This is a genomic window from Fredinandcohnia quinoae (assembly GCF_022427965.1).
GTDB classification, from domain to species: Bacteria; Bacillota; Bacilli; order Bacillales; family Bacillaceae_L; genus Ferdinandcohnia; species Ferdinandcohnia quinoae.
This window is the reverse complement of sequence record NZ_JAKTTI010000035.1, coordinates 1-15989: the sequence shown is the minus strand read 5'-3', so window position 1 is coordinate 15989 and position 15989 is coordinate 1. Positions and strand designations below refer to the sequence as shown.

General features: G+C 35.0%; 16 protein-coding genes. 10 read left to right on the top strand and 6 right to left on the bottom strand.

Features of this window, described 5'->3' with window-relative positions; all coding sequences use genetic code 11:
- Positions 1–146 precede the first annotated feature (146 nt).
- Positions 147–980, top strand: coding sequence for an alpha/beta fold hydrolase (locus MJG50_RS17720; protein ID WP_240257095.1), 834 nt, complete (start codon positions 147–149; stop codon positions 978–980).
- A gap of 280 nt (positions 981–1260) precedes the next feature.
- On the opposite strand, the gene MJG50_RS17715 is transcribed toward MJG50_RS17720, so the two are convergent.
- The 3 genes from MJG50_RS17715 to MJG50_RS17705 form a co-directional block, all read right to left on the bottom strand.
- The gene (locus MJG50_RS17715) at positions 1261–1533 is read right to left on the bottom strand and encodes a hypothetical protein (RefSeq protein ID WP_240257094.1); all 273 of its coding nucleotides are present in this window, start codon (positions 1531–1533) and stop codon (positions 1261–1263) included.
- Positions 1530–2195: a hypothetical protein gene (locus MJG50_RS17710; RefSeq protein WP_240257093.1), complete on the bottom strand. Its 666-nt coding sequence runs from the start codon at positions 2193–2195 to the stop codon at positions 1530–1532. The genes MJG50_RS17715 and MJG50_RS17710 overlap by 4 nt, the downstream gene beginning before the upstream one ends.
- Positions 2196–2373: 178 nt before the next feature.
- Positions 2374–2787, bottom strand: coding sequence for a MarR family transcriptional regulator (locus tag MJG50_RS17705; RefSeq protein ID WP_240257092.1), 414 nt, complete (start codon positions 2785–2787; stop codon positions 2374–2376).
- A 132-nt stretch (positions 2788–2919) separates the two neighbouring features.
- Here MJG50_RS17705 and MJG50_RS17700 point away from each other — a divergent pair, with 132 nt between their 5' ends.
- The 5 genes from MJG50_RS17700 (at position 2920) to MJG50_RS17680 (ending at position 7088) form a co-directional block, all read left to right on the top strand.
- Positions 2920–3165 carry a hypothetical protein gene (locus tag MJG50_RS17700; protein WP_240257091.1) on the top strand — a complete coding sequence of 82 codons (246 nt, stop codon included), beginning with the start codon at positions 2920–2922 and terminating at the stop codon, positions 3163–3165.
- 529 nt (positions 3166–3694) lie between these two features.
- Positions 3695–4507 (top strand): hypothetical protein, encoded by an 813-nt coding sequence (locus MJG50_RS17695; RefSeq protein ID WP_240257090.1) that lies wholly within the window; start codon positions 3695–3697, stop codon positions 4505–4507.
- 175 nt (positions 4508–4682) lie between these two features.
- A complete protein-coding gene (locus MJG50_RS17690; RefSeq protein WP_240257089.1) occupies positions 4683–5240 on the top strand; it encodes a VanZ family protein in 558 nt (185 codons plus the stop codon).
- 53 nt (positions 5241–5293) lie between these two features.
- Entirely contained in the window at positions 5294–5986 is a 693-nt protein-coding gene (locus tag MJG50_RS17685) for a response regulator transcription factor (RefSeq protein ID WP_240257088.1), read from the top strand.
- A complete protein-coding gene (locus tag MJG50_RS17680; RefSeq protein WP_275695654.1) occupies positions 5970–7088 on the top strand; it encodes a sensor histidine kinase in 1119 nt (372 codons plus the stop codon). The genes MJG50_RS17685 and MJG50_RS17680 overlap by 17 nt, the downstream gene beginning before the upstream one ends.
- Positions 7089–7302: 214 nt before the next feature.
- On the opposite strand, the gene MJG50_RS17675 is transcribed toward MJG50_RS17680, so the two are convergent.
- The 3 genes from MJG50_RS17675 to MJG50_RS17670 form a co-directional block, all read right to left on the bottom strand.
- Positions 7303–8223 carry an iron-hydroxamate ABC transporter substrate-binding protein gene (locus MJG50_RS17675; protein ID WP_240257087.1) on the bottom strand — a complete coding sequence of 307 codons (921 nt, stop codon included), beginning with the start codon at positions 8221–8223 and terminating at the stop codon, positions 7303–7305.
- A gap of 156 nt (positions 8224–8379) precedes the next feature.
- Positions 8380–8505, bottom strand: coding sequence for an NUDIX hydrolase (locus MJG50_RS22215; protein WP_275695653.1), 126 nt, complete (start codon positions 8503–8505; stop codon positions 8380–8382).
- A gap of 85 nt (positions 8506–8590) precedes the next feature.
- Positions 8591–10903, bottom strand: coding sequence for an S-layer homology domain-containing protein (locus MJG50_RS17670; RefSeq protein ID WP_240257086.1), 2313 nt, complete (start codon positions 10901–10903; stop codon positions 8591–8593).
- 589 nt (positions 10904–11492) lie between these two features.
- Between MJG50_RS17670 and MJG50_RS17665 the strand changes: the two genes are divergently transcribed.
- From MJG50_RS17665 to MJG50_RS17650, 4 genes are all read left to right on the top strand, one after another.
- Positions 11493–12158, top strand: a complete 666-nt coding sequence (locus MJG50_RS17665; RefSeq protein ID WP_240257085.1) for a DNA-binding response regulator — start codon at positions 11493–11495, stop codon at positions 12156–12158.
- 480 nt (positions 12159–12638) lie between these two features.
- Complete coding sequence (locus MJG50_RS17660) at positions 12639–13073, top strand: hypothetical protein (protein WP_240257084.1); 435 nt, start codon at positions 12639–12641, stop codon at positions 13071–13073.
- Positions 13074–13325: 252 nt separating this feature from the next.
- Positions 13326–14669 carry a methyl-accepting chemotaxis protein gene (locus MJG50_RS17655; protein WP_240257083.1) on the top strand — a complete coding sequence of 448 codons (1344 nt, stop codon included), beginning with the start codon at positions 13326–13328 and terminating at the stop codon, positions 14667–14669.
- A gap of 360 nt (positions 14670–15029) precedes the next feature.
- Entirely contained in the window at positions 15030–15527 is a 498-nt protein-coding gene (locus MJG50_RS17650; RefSeq protein ID WP_240257082.1) for a DoxX family protein, read from the top strand.
- The last annotated feature ends 462 nt before the right edge of the window (positions 15528–15989 follow it).

Genomic DNA, 15989 nt, shown 5'->3' with positions numbered 1-15989 from the left:
GATTATATTCATCCCCTCCTGTAAAGTTAAAGACTAATTGTTAAAATAAGTACTAATACTACTTTTGCTAGATTGATAGAAATGATGTACATAATATAAAATCATATGTAGCAACGGATTCGTTTTTAAGGAGGGAATAATAGGATATGTGGGAAGAAATTTTGATTGATACGGAACATGGACAATTTGAGGTGTTCAAAAAGGGGAATGGAAGACCCTTAAGCGTTACACATTTGTATAGTGAATACAATAAAAATGGAAATTTACTCGCAAATAGTTTTACAGATAAATATTCTGTATATCTTATTAATCTAGCGGGTTGTGGTAAGTCGACAGAAAGTGTTGGCGAAGATAAATATAGTATGGAATCTTCCGTTAAAGATTTGGAAGCAATTAGAAAAGAGTTAGGATTTGAATCCTGGGGCTTTGCTGGGCATTCAACAGGCGGTATGTTAGGACTTAAATATGCGATACAATCTCCTGAAAGTTTAGATCGAATTATTGTAGGAGGGTTATCTGCATCGGCAGATTATATGAAACACCCAGGAAGTATTTATTGTAGTGAAAATCCAAATAATAAAAGATTACGTGAAATTTTTGCAGTGCTAAGAGATGTACATGCAACGATTGAAGAACGAAGGGCTGTTAGTAAGGAATGGATGATGATGTCCCTATATAATAAATCAGCATATGATGAAATGATTAGTCGACCTAATAGTGGTAAAACTGTATCTGCTCGATTAGATTATTACTCTTATAAAGAACTTCCAAACTATGATTTAAGACCATTTTTAAAAGAAGTGGAGGTACCGGCATACATATACGCTGGCTTACATGATGCCCAATGCCCATATGATTTTGGAGTTGAAGCAGCTAATTTACTACCTAACTCTACATTCAAAGCATTCAATCAGAGCAATCATAATCCATTTATAGAGGAAGAGGCAGAGTTTAAAAAGTTTGTAGAATCAATAATATAAAATTTAATATGGTGTTTAAAGTGAAAGAAAAGACCATCAGTTGAATGATGGCTTTTTCTCATTGTGAAAACATCGTAGTTTATTTTGAGATGAATTTTGTCTCATCCACCTTGTAAATTTGTTCAATTTCACGCAGAAACCCAATAATCTTTTTTATTGGATTTCTAACTCTTGTATATGGTCCCTATGTTGATTTTATGGATAATCGATTGTAGTGGCTTAGTCACAATCCTAAGAAAATGAGCGTTACAGGCATTGAAATCAACCATTAGGACAGAGCTTAATGCTTAAGTTTTGAAAGACAGAATGTCATAGAACGTTTTACATAAAGTGAACAAAAGAAGAGCAATAAAGAAATAATCAGTGAAAAAGGGATGCTTAAAGAGATTGGAAGGTTAATGTCTTGCCAAATACTCATTTTTATTTGTTCAAGGCCAAATGTGCGCAAAATGCCAGCTAAGATTGATAATAATGCACATACAACCAATCCAACGTATAGAACAGATAGAACAAGAATTGCTAATACACAAAAAAATGTTTGGATTATTTTCATTTCTCTTTACTCCTAATATGCTGCACTTTGGCATTTTCCGAGATTGAATAGCTTTCTGTGTAATAAAGTGTGTCTATAAAACAATTATCTCCTACTGTCACAATACCTCCTTCAACCAATTCTGCGTTTGTATTGGATAGATGCAAATTTTCCCCTTTTATACATTTACTAACCAGTTTTTTCTTTACTAAAGAGATAGATAACTTATCTTTTTCTACATATATTTCATCTGCAGTAAGTTGTTCGACGACACTTCTACCAGACAATTTTAAATGAAACTGTTCTGCCTTTATCTCCTTCGCTTTTACAATGCCAATTGCATGAAACTGTTTTACTTGTAAACTTTGTTCAATTGTTAGCTTTCCTGAATTGTTAATCTTCGTTATTTTTCCATGCAGCAATTTTAAATTTCCCGCATTTGAAAGTTCATCAATTACACAAAAATCTTTAAGGACACAAGCTCCTGTATTTTTTAAAATATGCACCACAACGAGAGAATGGAAAGAGCTATGGCCATGTGTGGAAATTTCCCTTAATCGTACTTCTTGATGTAAAGCTACAGCGCCACGGATATTTAATTGTTCACAGTCTGCGGCTAAGTTTCTAATATTGCCACTTGTAAAAGTTAAACTGCGGAGCTTTGGAATCCGTTCATTTGCCATGAATAAACACCTCAATTTAATTTAATTTGTATATATTTTAATGATTAAAATATATACAAATTAAATTATATGTGGGACTGTTTTGTCAAGAACAAAAAAATGCCCCTAAAGGCATTTCTTTAAATAAGCACTCCATAAATTTAGACATTAAAAAAGGATTTCAACTTTTATGAAATCCCTAAAAAAGTTTTTCCATTAACTGATTGACATCAATTAATACTGTTGCAATATCTGTGAGTTTTTCTTGTGGAAATTTCAAAAATATTTCTTGTACTTTAATTTCTCCATCCTTCGTTAAAACCATCTTCACTACTCTTCGGTCTTCACTTTCTCTAAGGCGATGTAATAAATTTAATTTTTCCAGCTTATCGCACATCGATGTAACTGCTCCAGGTGTTACACTGAAAAAATCAGCAATTTCAGTTGCTTTCATTCCACCCTTAATTTTCAATTGAAGAAGAAGAATAAGCTGATTTTGAGATAATGATTCCCCTTCAGAGATCATGTTGACAAACATCATAGATTTTTGCTGTATTTCAAGCATCTCTCTCATTATGATTTCTACATTGTACATTTGACTATTATTTGTCATTTAATCACAGCCTATTAAAATATTTACTAGTTAAATTATATAGCAAGTATATAATTAATTTTGGCTATTGCAAATATCCTTACGATTATCATGAGTAAAAGTGGAAATTCAAATAATGTTTATGCGATGTAAGTGATTCGCCAATTGCTGGATGACGAACTGGACGAGGCATCTTTGTCCTTTTTAAAAAAGGAAGTGCTTCGAAAAGAAGAAGCCATATTCCCAAAAGAAGTCGAGGGGTATTTGAAGCTAAGTGATAAGACAATCAGAAAAGTACTTTCTCACCTAGTCGATAAAAATATGTTGATGCTCGCATCCGGAATTAAGATGGTCCGCTCTTATCGGTTGCGGAATCAGGTTAAGCTCCCAATCAGATAAATAGCGGAAAAAAACTCCGCTAATTAGTAAATAACATAAAAAATAGATAAAATAGCAGAAGAATTTCCGCCTATTGACTTGAAAAACATGAGAATTGGGGGATTTGCATCATATAAGCGGAAAACCTTCCCTTATTTACCCCGAAACGACCTTCATTCTGCAGTTAACGGAAAAATCTCCGCTTATCTTGCTTTCGCTGGTTACGAATAGGATTCCTTGAGTGGTTCTTGATTGTAGATAACCCGTAGCATCGAAGCACAACACAGCATTGGGTGGATAGGTAAATGTATCCAATAGAATATAAAGAGGCATCCAATAGCCAATAAGCGGCTAGATGGAAGGCCTTTTTTTTGAAGTTGAATTTTCCATATTTAAGAGAACCTTATCTCTTTCTTTAAAAAAACTTTAAATTCCGCGGATATAATCAGGGCGTAGGTAAAGATTGCCTACTCCGATCGGAAGTAACAGAAAAAATAGTATTGAAGGGAAGAGAGTCTTGAATAATAACAAATCGGGAAAAAAAGCATTTATGAATATGAGAAAAAGCATGATAACGGGTGTTGTGTTATTAATAATTGGTACTTCAACTACTGTTGTAGCTTCTCAGAACACAGGGTATGTAAGTGAGTTTTTTGGGGGGATAACAAATAGCTTTGTAAAAGATACACATGATCAAGTGGTTGTAGAATCTGGGATAAAAATGAAAATAGAAGAAAGTGTGAGTGGGGGGAAAAGCTCGCTTATCGTTGCTTCATTTGAAAAAGAAGATGAAACTATATTTCCTGAAGGAGCGTCAATTTCAAATCTGGAATTAGACGTTAAGCATGGTGCGAGTTATATGATTCAGCAACAATTAACTGAAGATCGCAAAAAGATTATTGTCATGTTTGATATAGATGCATTAAGTAACCTAGAAGGTAAAAGTGTAACGATCCGTGCAGGTGCAATTGTGAGTGATGAAACAGGTGAGATCCTCGCTAGTGGACCCTTTAAAAATAAATTTATAGCACATGATCGTTCGAATAAAACTGATATTGATTTAACGCTTAAACAACAAAACGAAGAAGTAATATTGGAAACTGTATATGTTTCACCCATCGGAATTGGAATTGAGGGGAAACGAATAGATGGTAAGTCAAGTTACTTACCTGAAATTAGTCCTATTGTTAAGGTGATGACAACTGATAATCAAATCATTGAATTAAGTACGAGCTCAACAAGTACAACGGATATTGGATTCAAATGGCAATATAGCCAAGATCCAATAGGAAACCGTATATTTTTAGATATGTCTACGATTAAAAATATCATGATAAATAATCAAATCATTAAATTAGATTAATTTAAACATTCAAAGATAAGATGTTTAACAGTAAAAAACGTATATACAGGTTAATATACGTTTTTTACTTTTTTACAAGTTAAGAAATCATTGTTATTTTCTTAAGAAAAACTTTAAAAATAGTAGTTAAACTCTACTTAGTTTTAATCGAAAGAACTTCTAGGAGGATGAATAAATGGAAAACTCATTGATGTTTACAATAGATTCATGGTATATCCTTATTCCTGCATTTCTAATTTTTTTAATCTATATGATCTGGGGGATAGTGATTAAACAGAAATATCGCTTTGGCCAATTTGTATTATTACTTTCCTTTGCCGTTTATTTTCTATGTATGATTCATTTGGTGTTTTTCCCTATTGAAGTGAATATTGGGGAATATGCAAACCAAACTCCATGGTTCAAGTCTATTAACTTTATTCCTGTGTTAACAATAGATGCAGCAACTTTTATATTAAATATAGTCATGCTGGTTCCATTTGGTATGTATTTACCGTTACTGAGCAATCGATACAATTCTGTTAAAAAGGCAGCTTCTATGGGGTTATCTATCAGCTTATCATTTGAGGTTATACAACTCTTGATTAAGATAATACTTGGAAATGGGAGAAGTACTGATATTAATGATTTAATTGCGAATACATTAGGGGCTGTGATAGGATTTTTAATAATAAGAAAGATATCAAAAAATTCATTAGCCCAAAATTTTCTCCATACATTAAGATTGGAATAGGGTATCCCAAATAACGTATATTACGAATCCTGTGCATAAGGAGGCTAGATGTATTGAGTAATAACATCCTAATTGTTGATGATGATAGAGAAATAGCAAAGCTAGCTGAAATATACCTGCGAAATGAGGGGTATCATGTCCTTCAAGCACAGGATGGATTAGAAGCATTACATATAATCGAACGTGTTCCTATAAATCTCATCATTTTAGATATTATGATGCCTAATATGGATGGATTAGAGTTATGTAAGCATATTCGGATAAATAATCAAGTGCCAATTCTTATGCTCAGTGCAAAAGTGCAGGATATGGATAAAATCATGGGCCTCATGACTGGTGCTGATGATTATATGGTTAAACCATTTAATCCATTAGAATTAGTGGCTCGAGTAAGGGCACTGCTACGGAGATCGAACTACAGCCCATTAGGGATGGATAAGGATGTCATTCGAATTAACTCACTTGAAATTGATAAAAAATCCCATAAGGTTACCGCAAATGAAAAGGAAATTAAGCTAACATCTATTGAATTTGACATTCTATATTTACTCATAAAGAATCAAGGAACAGTATATAGTTCCGAGGAGATTTTCGAAAGAGTGTGGAAGGAAGACAGCATGGGTTCAAACAAAACTGTCATGGTTCACATTAAGAATATACGGGATAAAATCGATTTAGCTATTCCTGGTGAAACGATTATCCAAACTGTTTGGGGAGTGGGCTATAAAGTTGAAAAAAGTCATTAAGTTTATTCCTATATGGAGAGTATTGATATATGTAGTGTTCGCCGCAATATTAACAGGTATAACTGCACGCATACTGACTTTTGCTATCTTTTATTTAGAGACACAATCCTCTCGTCTTTCAGACTTAATTGAACTGGTTGCCTCATTTGGTCTAGTCCCATTTGTACTAGGACTTTGTATAGTATTACTCTTATATTTATCCCTGTTTTTTTTCTATGAACGACAGAAGTATGTTAACTATTTGCTAACAAAAATGATTAATGAAATTGACTATATATCTGAGGGTCACTTTAATCAAAAAATAACGATTGAAGATAATAGTGTCATAGGTGAATTAGGTGAAAAAGTTAATCAAATTATTACTCAAGTAGAGAAGGCAATAGTTGACCAAAAAGAGTCTGCACAAATAAAGAATGATTTGATTACAAATGTTGCCCATGATCTACGCTCACCACTAACATCAATTGTTGGCTATTTAAACTTGATTCATGAAGATCGATATAAGAATGAGGTAGAGCTGAGATATTATATTCAAATTATTCATCAAAAGTCTAAAGACCTTCACCAATTGATGAATGATTTATTTGAATATACCTTAGTGCAAAATAAAGAGGCTCTAATCAATGAAGTTCCTATAAATATAGAAGAAATGTTAAATCAATTAGCAGTTCAATTTCAGTTTCAGGTAAAGGAAGCTGGTATGGAAATGAGGCAATATCTCTCATCCGTGAACAGTCCTATTGTGATGGGGGATGGAAATAAACTAGCAAGGATGTTTGAAAATCTGATTCAAAATGCTATTCGATATGGACAAGATGGAAAGTATATCGATATAACATTATCAGAAACCAATAAATTAATAGAAATTGAAATTACAAATTATGGACAAGTCATTCCTAGCATTGATCTGCCTTATATATTTGAAAGATTTTATAGGGTCGAAAAGTCACGATCTCAACATACTGGTGGTTCAGGTCTAGGTTTGGCTATTGTGAAAAGTATTGTAGAATTACATGGTGGCAATATTATAGTGGAAAGCTCTTTAGGTAGGACAGCCTTCATCGTGAGGTTACCAAAAAAATATTTGGCTGAGCCTTATTAATCGAACAGAACAGCTGCTAAAGAGTAATATGCAAAAGCCTTTTTATTTTAGGTCAAAAATTTTTATACAAAAGCATAAACAGACAAAATACTATAATACTTTTTGAATACGAACAATCGGTGTGATGAACTTTTATATCCAATTGTAATAGTTTGCGTATTAAATCAATAAAAAACGTAGAATGATCTGGATTCCTACATTCTACGTTTTTTGCTTATTTTAAAAAGTTCTCTTCAAAATGTTTCAATTGGTAATCTAAAGTGATAGCATCGTTAAACATAAAGGCATTTCCATCCACTTCAATGACATGGTTGTTCTTCACGGCAGGCATTTCTTTATATAGATCTGTCTGTTGATAGGAATTATCTTGATCATTGAATTTGCTAACAATTAAGTAGTCCCCAACATATTCATGTAATACCTCAGAGGAAATCATGTAGTATCCTTCTTTGCTTGTCATTTCCTTTACCTTTTCATGCATTTTCAGGCCCATTGCTTGATAAAGAACCTCTGTACCTCTTCCCCAACTATCTCCAAAAAGGCCCATATTTTTATCATAACTTTCCATTACAGTCACCGTAGCATTTTCACCAATTTTAGCTTTAATTTCATTTCCTACAGCTTCTGCACGTTTTTTGAAGTCATCAATCCAGTTTTGAGCTTCTTTTTCTTTATTTACTAGTTTACCAATCTCTAAATGCTGTGTTAAATAGTCTACTTTATTGTAAGTATAGGTAACTGTTGGTGCAATTTTTTTCAACTTATCTAGGTTTTTATTATCATTTGATCCAATAATTAAATCTGGTTTTAATTCAATAATTTTCTCCAAATCCTCATCTGAAACGGCAGGAACATCTTTTAATTGATCTTTAAATAATGGACTTTGCTTAGCCCATTCATCCACCCCTACGATATTAACATCAAGTGAAATTAAATCCCCTGCATTGCCAGTCAAAACTACTACTCTTTTTGGTTGGGCAGGTACTTCAATCGGGCCATTTTCAGATTGGTATGTAATCGTCTTACTTTCTTCCTTTTTACTTTCATCCTCTGCAGATTGGCTCTTTGTGCTATTGCCACATGCACTAAGAATTAGAACTGAAATTAAAATGAAAGGTATTATTAATTTTTTCAACGTAAGATCCTCCTAGTAAAAGGTATCATCTCTACCTTTTTTATAATTGAAATTGATAATCATTATCATTACAAAATTTTAGTGTTTTTTTAGTTTTTTGTCAATAACTAATTGAGGAGGAAAAAATCCACTTTTTCATAATGTGCGGGTATGAAGTTAGACATTAATGGTTAACTGTGGTCGTATAGTGTCGTATTGATAGTAGATGCCAAGTTCCTCAAATATTTCCCTCGAAGCAGCCTGTTGAGCTGTGTCGCCAGCAATTACACTGCTGCCTGTCAACAACTATATTTTGTTGAATTCTTCGATATTATTAGCGTTCTATAAAAAACAAGAGCGCACCTAAGTGGCTCTTGTCTTCAAACACCTATTCTGTTTCTAAAATAAAAGTCTTCAATACTTTCGATCCGGCAGGAACTTCTTCACCGACAATAATAAGCTTGCCTTTGTGATTGAAAGTGAAGTAACCAGCACCATTTAAAGCATGGGTAGCTATCGGTTGGAATGTATCATAACTGTAGGTGATCAGTTGATCTTCAGTAGTGACATAAAATTCAGTACCGTCCTCACTAAAGCCGATAGTGTAGAATGGCGTTCCGATATCGGTAACGTATTGCATATTCGTTTCCTTCAAAGCGGTTGCTCTAAAAACGGTTCCTGCTGCATTGAAAATGTATCTGCCATCTGGCGAGATAAACATCCATTCATCCATCTCATAATCACCGTGGTATGGTGAGTCATAACCAACTGAAATAACCCCATTATTAATATTGAATACTTCCATATCACGAGGGGAAGAATCAGAATCAATAGCATAAATTCTCGTTTTACTTGGGTGCATTTCAAGTTGGCTTTGCTGTCTAATGCCAGCGGATGACACTTGAGCACCTGTTTCACGATTATAGCTTTGCAAATACGTCCATTGCCCTGAACCTGAAGAAACATAGAAATGATTATCATCAGCAACGATATCATAAGGGTCAATTGCAATATTGAACATTTTTTTTACCTTCAATGAAGTTGGATCTACGATCGCAACACTACCTTCCTGCGTTTCCTCCCACCAATAAGAACTGTGCTGTCCTTTTAAGAGAGTAACATAAAGCTCTCCATTTGCGTAAAAAATAGATTCAGCAGGGTAACTAAATGGTAGACGGGAGATTTTTTTCGTAATGTAATTCATTGAAAGTAATTCTCCGTTTTCGTTAATACCGTATAATACTGGCAATTCAGGATCATGAACCACATCGATAAACAAATCCGTCAAGTATGATTTAGTCCCTTGTAGTGGTTCTGGTTTTGACGGCAGTGCCTCAGGAGGTAAGTTTTCTATCAAACCACCTTCGATTACATCTTCCTGCCACCCTTCATTTGGTACTTCTTCTGGGTTTTCTTCATCAGGAAATTCAATGGTTGGCATGCTTGCAAAATCCAACGTATTTATTTCCTGAAATGTTTTACCTTTTAACGGATTTAAGAGATTCGTAATGTAATCAGTTGCCAATGCAAAATTTAGACCCTCGATACCAAACGAATTCATCCCAATGACTTCGCCGTTCATATTAAATAACGGACCACCTGAACTTCCAAAGGTAATATTGGCTGTCGTTTGAATCACTTTTACAGGACCTGCTTCATCCTCAAACACTTGCTTGTTGGAAACAATCCCTTCTGAAATTGAATTTTGCATACCTAAAGGACTGCCAATCGCCACAGCCCATTCACCTTTTCGAACATGATCATGGCTTGCTAGTGTTAGAGGTGGTACTCCCGTACGGACGACAGGCTTTAATAAAGCAACATCCAAATAATCGTCATACCCCACAACGCCCTCAAGGTCAAAGCGCTCACCTGTTGACAACACGGCCTTCGCCTTTGCACCACCACTAATCACATGGAAATTGGTTGCGATTAATTGGTTGGCCACAACAAAGCCACTTCCTTGGGAAATAAGCTCATCATTTTCATCATATAGCTCGATAGCCACAACACTTAACTCGTTTTGGGCAATTTCTTCAATGGTATACATCCCTAGATTGTTAGCAATCATCGGTTTAAAATCATCATTTAAAAAACGCGCCATAAATGCTGAAAATTGTGCTCTCGTCATGATTCCATTTGGTCGGAATGTTCCATCAGAATAGCCTGTCGTAATATTATGAGCTGTTATCGTACTTACATAAGGATAAACGACTGACTTAATGCCTACATCCTTAAAGTGATAACGGCTATTTCCCTTTAAGTTATAGGCCTTTGCCAAAATAATGGCCATTTGCCCACGGGTTAATTTACCATTGGGATTAAAAGTATCTCTTGTGACTCCGGTAATAATGTTTAATTCAGCCGCTTTCGCCACTTCATTATAACCAAAATCACCTGGCTTAAAATCCTTGAACCCTGGGTTTACCGGGTTTTTTGTATCGAGACCAAGCTCTCTCATAATCATAATTACCGCTTGAGAGCGATTAATTGGATCATTTGGCCTAAAATCACCATTTTTATACCCATAAATAACACCGGTATTATTTAAAAATAAAATCTCATTCCGAAAGCTCGTTACATCTGGAAACTTTGTCGCCGCTTTCACTTGTTCCACACCCGCAGGCATGGCCGGTATGCTTGACAGAACCAAAGTAACTAGAAATAAGAATGAGATTAAAAAACGATAACGTCTCTTCACCTCATTTATTCCTCCAGTAAATTATTGAATACAGTTTAAATGTATCGTAGATATAGACTATTTACCTTACTAAAATACTGGAAATATTAAATTCGATACCCAATTAACTTTCAGAATCAAGTAAACTTTCATAAGAATATTGTGGGTGGTCTGTAGGCTCCATCTCCTGGTATTACAACTGTTAGATTATGGGTATATTTTTTGAAAAATAATATCGCGATACCAAAAAAAGGAACTATTTATCTTATAGGAAAAAGGCTACTTGAAGGTTGGGGAGGCAGATTTTTTCTGTGAAAATTGTTTGCGAAATAGTATGAAAATAGATTGACAAACTTAAAAATTCTATTAATCTAAAAGTAGTTCTAACCTCAAATCCTCATCTGTATTTTTCTCTTTTATTAGCTGCTCCGCCTTTTACTTTCTCCGATTGAAACTACATGAAACCTCGTAACACTCATTTATTTTTAACAACCTGTCTGAAGTTCAAAAGATAAAATAGTAGAGAGTTATGTATGCAACCTTTGATAAAGGACGGTTTCCGAATTGATAGGTCAGCTATAAAAGAAATGACTATTGGAGGAGGGATCGTATGGGATTTGAAAAAGAATACCAGGCCTTTTTGGATGCACACTTGCAGGCAAGAACTGGTGAACGATTGCGGCGCTTACAAGAAGGTCACAATCAGGCTGAAATGTTGTTTTTGAAGCAAGTATGGTGGCCATTGTTTCACCATTTCAAGTATCTTCATCCAGAATTTGAAGTTGATGATTTTAAGGACGGCAAAAGGTATTTGGATTTTGCTTATATTCGGCCCGGCATCCGGATTTGCTTTGAAATTGATGGGTTTGGGCCTCACTTAAAGAGCATTAGCAGATGGCAATTTTCCGACAATCTGGAACGGCAAAATCAGTTGGTGATTGACGGATGGACTGTAATCCGCTTTTCTTATGACCAAGTGAAAGAGAATCCTCGTCGGTGTCAACAAATTGTTCAGCAAGTGATTGGCCAGTGGCTGGGTAATGAACTGGATCAGAACTCTTTGTCCTTTGTAGAAAAGGAAGTGCTTCGACTGGCGATTCGAAAGGGAGAAGCCATATTCCCCAAAGAAGTCGAGAAGCATTTGAAGCTAAGTGACAAGTCGGTCAGAAAAGTACTTTCTCAACTCGCCGATAGAAAGATGTTACTCCCCGCATCCGGAATCAAGAGGATTCGCTCTTATCGGTTAGGTGATCAGGTTAAGCACCCAATCAGATAAATAGGGGGAATCAAGTTTAGCACCTGATCAGTTAAAGGATGGGAATCAAATTAAGTGACCGATCAGATAAAGGGTGGAAAACAAATTAAGCGGGCTGATCAGATAAAGGATGGAAAACAAATTAAGTGACCGATTAGATAAAGGATGGGAATTGAATTAAGCACCTAACCAAATAAATAGCGGAAAAAAGTTCCCCTAATTAGTAAATAGAATAAAATATCGTTTGAATAGCGGAAAAAATTCCGCCTATTGACTCGAAAAACATCAAAATTAGGGGATTTGCTATATATAAGCGGAAAACCTTCCCTTATTTACCCCAAAATGACCCCCAATCTGCAATTAACGGAAAAACCTCCGCTTATTTTCGCTGGTTACTTAAATAAGAAGTGGAAATCCTTGAGTGGTTCGTTAGCTCGTAGCAACCACAACATTAAATGGTTTTCACTAACGTCACTAAGTCGGGGAGGTTAGATTGGTATCATGCATCCAACAGAATTAATAGAGTTAATGATTGTTGGGGCTGTAATTGCAGTACTCGTAATAATTACAACCTTTTTAAAAGGTAGATGGCGAAAGACTGGTTGGTTATTAGTAGTAGTTGTATTTGTAGCTTACTGTATATTTTTTGTTGCTCGTCCTTTTTGGATAGATGCACAAATTGATAAAAAGGTTAAATTACTAAGACCCTACTTAGTAGAGCATTATCCAGATGAAGAATGGACGATTTCCACAGTTCCTCATCGTATTGATGGCTATAAACATCTGAATTCGTACTATATTGGTGTTCATTTTGCTAATGAACCAGATGTTACTTATCATTATTGGGTAGAAAGTAAGGATACTATCTATCAAATTAGTTTTTCAACAAACAAAACGTTAGAGGAATTAAAGCATTTAGAGAAAAGGATTGAATAATTTCAGACAGTTTTATTCAATTAAAGTTGGATGCTCCTATAATTAAGGTTATCCTGAATATGAATTAAGTGTAGCAAGATGCCTCATTGTATCCTAGTGTTATTTTCCAAAGATGTAGGATCAAATTAATTTAGCCCTTTAGTCTATCAATAGTAGAGTATTCCCAAATAAAAATGTTTAAGGTTTTTTTAAGAAACAGAATTTATAATTCGATGTATGCTTAAAAGTCAATAAACATCAAGGAGAATACATATGAAAAAAATATCTACAAAGATTATTTTATTATCACTATTAAATACTATTTTTGTTGCAGCAGTGAATGTCGCGGCATCGGTTCTTATGAACAAGGGGCAATCGAACGGAAACCCTGATGCATCAATGGCTAGCGATACGGCGAGTGGTGCAGCCCCAAATATGGGAGGATTTTTAATGCCAACAACGGTCTGGATCGGGCTTATCCTGTCACTCATAGTTGGAGTGGTCATCGCTTATGTGTTAGGGAAATTGATTTCAAAACCAATCATCAGATTAACGGATATCGCAAAGCAAACATCGAAATTAGATTTAGTCGATGATGAGGAAAGCTTTAAAGGTTTATTAGAAAATAAAGATGAAACAGGTGCAATGGCAAGAGCCCTATGGGAAACAAGAAATTCAATACGGAGTCTTGCAGAAAAATTGCAATCTGTCTCCTCGCTGGTTACTTCCCATTCGAACAATCTTACAGATATTGCAGATGTACATGTAAGAACGATCACGCAAGCGACATCGGCGATGGATGAGTTAGCGAGTGGAAATAATCAACAGGCGGAAACAGTTAACGGAATAAACACAACCCTATCAGAGGTTGTTCAATTAATCGATGAGATTACGCAGCTGGCATCTACTGGTGCAGAGAATGCAGTTCAATCACTCGTTTCCATTGAAGCGGGACAGACAGCGGTCGATACCCAAGCAACAAAGATGGATGAAAATGTCATAGTCTCTCACCATACTAAGCAATCGATTCAGGAGCTAAGTAAAATGGTTAATGAGGTAGCGGGCTTTGTTGACACGATTACTTCGATTGCAAATCAAACCAATCTATTAGCCTTAAATGCAGCTATTGAGGCTAGTAGAGCAGGGGAAGCTGGGAAGGGGTTTGGTGTTGTCGCTGCTGAAATTAGAAGTTTAGCTGAAGATTCAACACAAGCCGCTAAGCACATTACCGCTGTTATTGAGAGAACAACTGAAACAACAAGCCTAGCAGTAGCCAATATAACGAAAACAGGAACATTAGTAGAAGAGCAAAAAGACGCACTATCACTCACTCAGGATGCATTTAATAAGATAAAAGTAACCTATGATGGAATTGTTGAAAGCTTTAAAAATACAGCATTAACGTTGAAAAGTATTAATGAAAAATCAAAGGAAATTTCCTTTCAAACAGAAGGGATGGCAGCTACTGCAGAGGAATTTGCAGCAAGTACACAAGAGATTTCAGCTTCTGGACAAGAGCAGCTTGCTTCAACAGAGAATATAGCGAAATCATCAAAAGAGCTACAGCTACTTGCTAATGAGCTAAATAATGAAATAAATAAATTTAAAGTAAAATAAAAATAAGTTTGATTGGCTTAGTCACTATAATTGATTTTCTTCAAGTAAAAGTTTGTTAAAATTGCAGTTCCTAGTCCGATTCTCTAAGTGAGAGTCGGTTTTTTTGCGTGAACTAGGATAAGAGTAATTTAATAGGCTAGAGAAAGTTGATCATTTGAAGCATGAGTGCTCTCTCGGTGATTCGATTATATAACTTCCTAAAAAAATTGACCTATATCAAGGAAATGGATGAAAGGGCTCGTTACAATGAGTGTATAAAAACAAGTGAAATACTTCACAAATAATTAAAAAGCAATCGTAAATCAAAAAAATTTAATCATTTTTGTGAAATATTTCACAATCAAAAAGGAGAAATTCATTATGAAAAAATTTATAAATGGACCAAGAATGGCATTCATTCTAACAATATTGCGGATTTGGTTAGGACTTCAATGGATAGAAGCGGGTTATTATAAAATTAGCTCTGGGTTTGAGGCAGGTGGATTTATACAAGGAGCAATTGCAAATGCAAGTGGAGAACACCCAACAGTCCAAGGGTGGTATGCTAGCTTCCTCGAAGGATTTGCTTTACCAAATATAGAGATTTTTAATGTCCTTATTCCTTGGGGAGAGTTTCTTGTAGGCTTAGGATTAATCTTAGGGTTCGCAACAATTCCAGCATTAATTGGTGGTGCCTTTATGAATTTAAACTTTATCATGGCAGGAATGGGATTATCTAGTCTCGATGCAAAGCTTTTTGTAATAGCGATGATTCTATTATTTATTGGAAAAGGAACGTATTACTACGGTCTTGATAGATTTGTTATCCCATCTATAAAAAAGCATTTTTCAATAAAAAGGCAGTATGTTGCAAATTAAATTAAAAGAAGTTGCTAGAAGTTTTGTTAAAGAGATAAATGATAATTTTCCGAGAACCTGGAACGGCAAAATCAGTTGGTGATTGATGGGTGGATCGTAATCCGCTTATCGTATGACCAAGTGAAGAGAATCCTCGTCGGTGTCAACGCACTTATTGGTTGGGTGATCAGGTTAAGCACCCAATCAAATAAAGGATGGAAAACAAATTAAGCAGCTGATCAAATAAAGGATGGAAATCAAATTAAGCATCCAATCAAATAAATAACGGAAAAAATTTCCCCTAATTAGTAAATAGAATAAAAAATCATTTGAATAGCGGAAAAAATTCCTCCTATTGACTCGAAAAACATCAAAATTAGGGGATTTGCTTTACATAAGCGGAAAACCTTCCCTTATTTACTCCAAAATGGTCTTCTGTCAAGAAAGTGGACAATATAAATCGAGACTTTTTTAATAAAACAC

Coding starts and splice junctions, on each gene's coding strand:
- MJG50_RS17710 (WP_240257093.1), bottom strand. CDS start 2,195: ATGGCAAATGAACGGATTCCAAAGCTCCGCAGTTTAACTTTTACAAGT.
- MJG50_RS17660 (WP_240257084.1), top strand. CDS start 12,639: ATGCATCCAACAGAATTAATAGAGTTAATGATTGTTGGGGCTGTAATT.
- MJG50_RS17655 (WP_240257083.1), top strand. CDS start 13,326: ATGAAAAAAATATCTACAAAGATTATTTTATTATCACTATTAAATACT.
- MJG50_RS17715 (WP_240257094.1), bottom strand. CDS start 1,533: ATGAAAATAATCCAAACATTTTTTTGTGTATTAGCAATTCTTGTTCTA.
- MJG50_RS17695 (WP_240257090.1), top strand. CDS start 3,695: ATGAATATGAGAAAAAGCATGATAACGGGTGTTGTGTTATTAATAATT.
- MJG50_RS17650 (WP_240257082.1), top strand. CDS start 15,030: ATGAAAAAATTTATAAATGGACCAAGAATGGCATTCATTCTAACAATA.
- MJG50_RS17720 (WP_240257095.1), top strand. CDS start 147: ATGTGGGAAGAAATTTTGATTGATACGGAACATGGACAATTTGAGGTG.
- MJG50_RS17705 (WP_240257092.1), bottom strand. CDS start 2,787: ATGACAAATAATAGTCAAATGTACAATGTAGAAATCATAATGAGAGAG.
- MJG50_RS17690 (WP_240257089.1), top strand. CDS start 4,683: ATGGAAAACTCATTGATGTTTACAATAGATTCATGGTATATCCTTATT.
- MJG50_RS17665 (WP_240257085.1), top strand. CDS start 11,493: ATGGGATTTGAAAAAGAATACCAGGCCTTTTTGGATGCACACTTGCAG.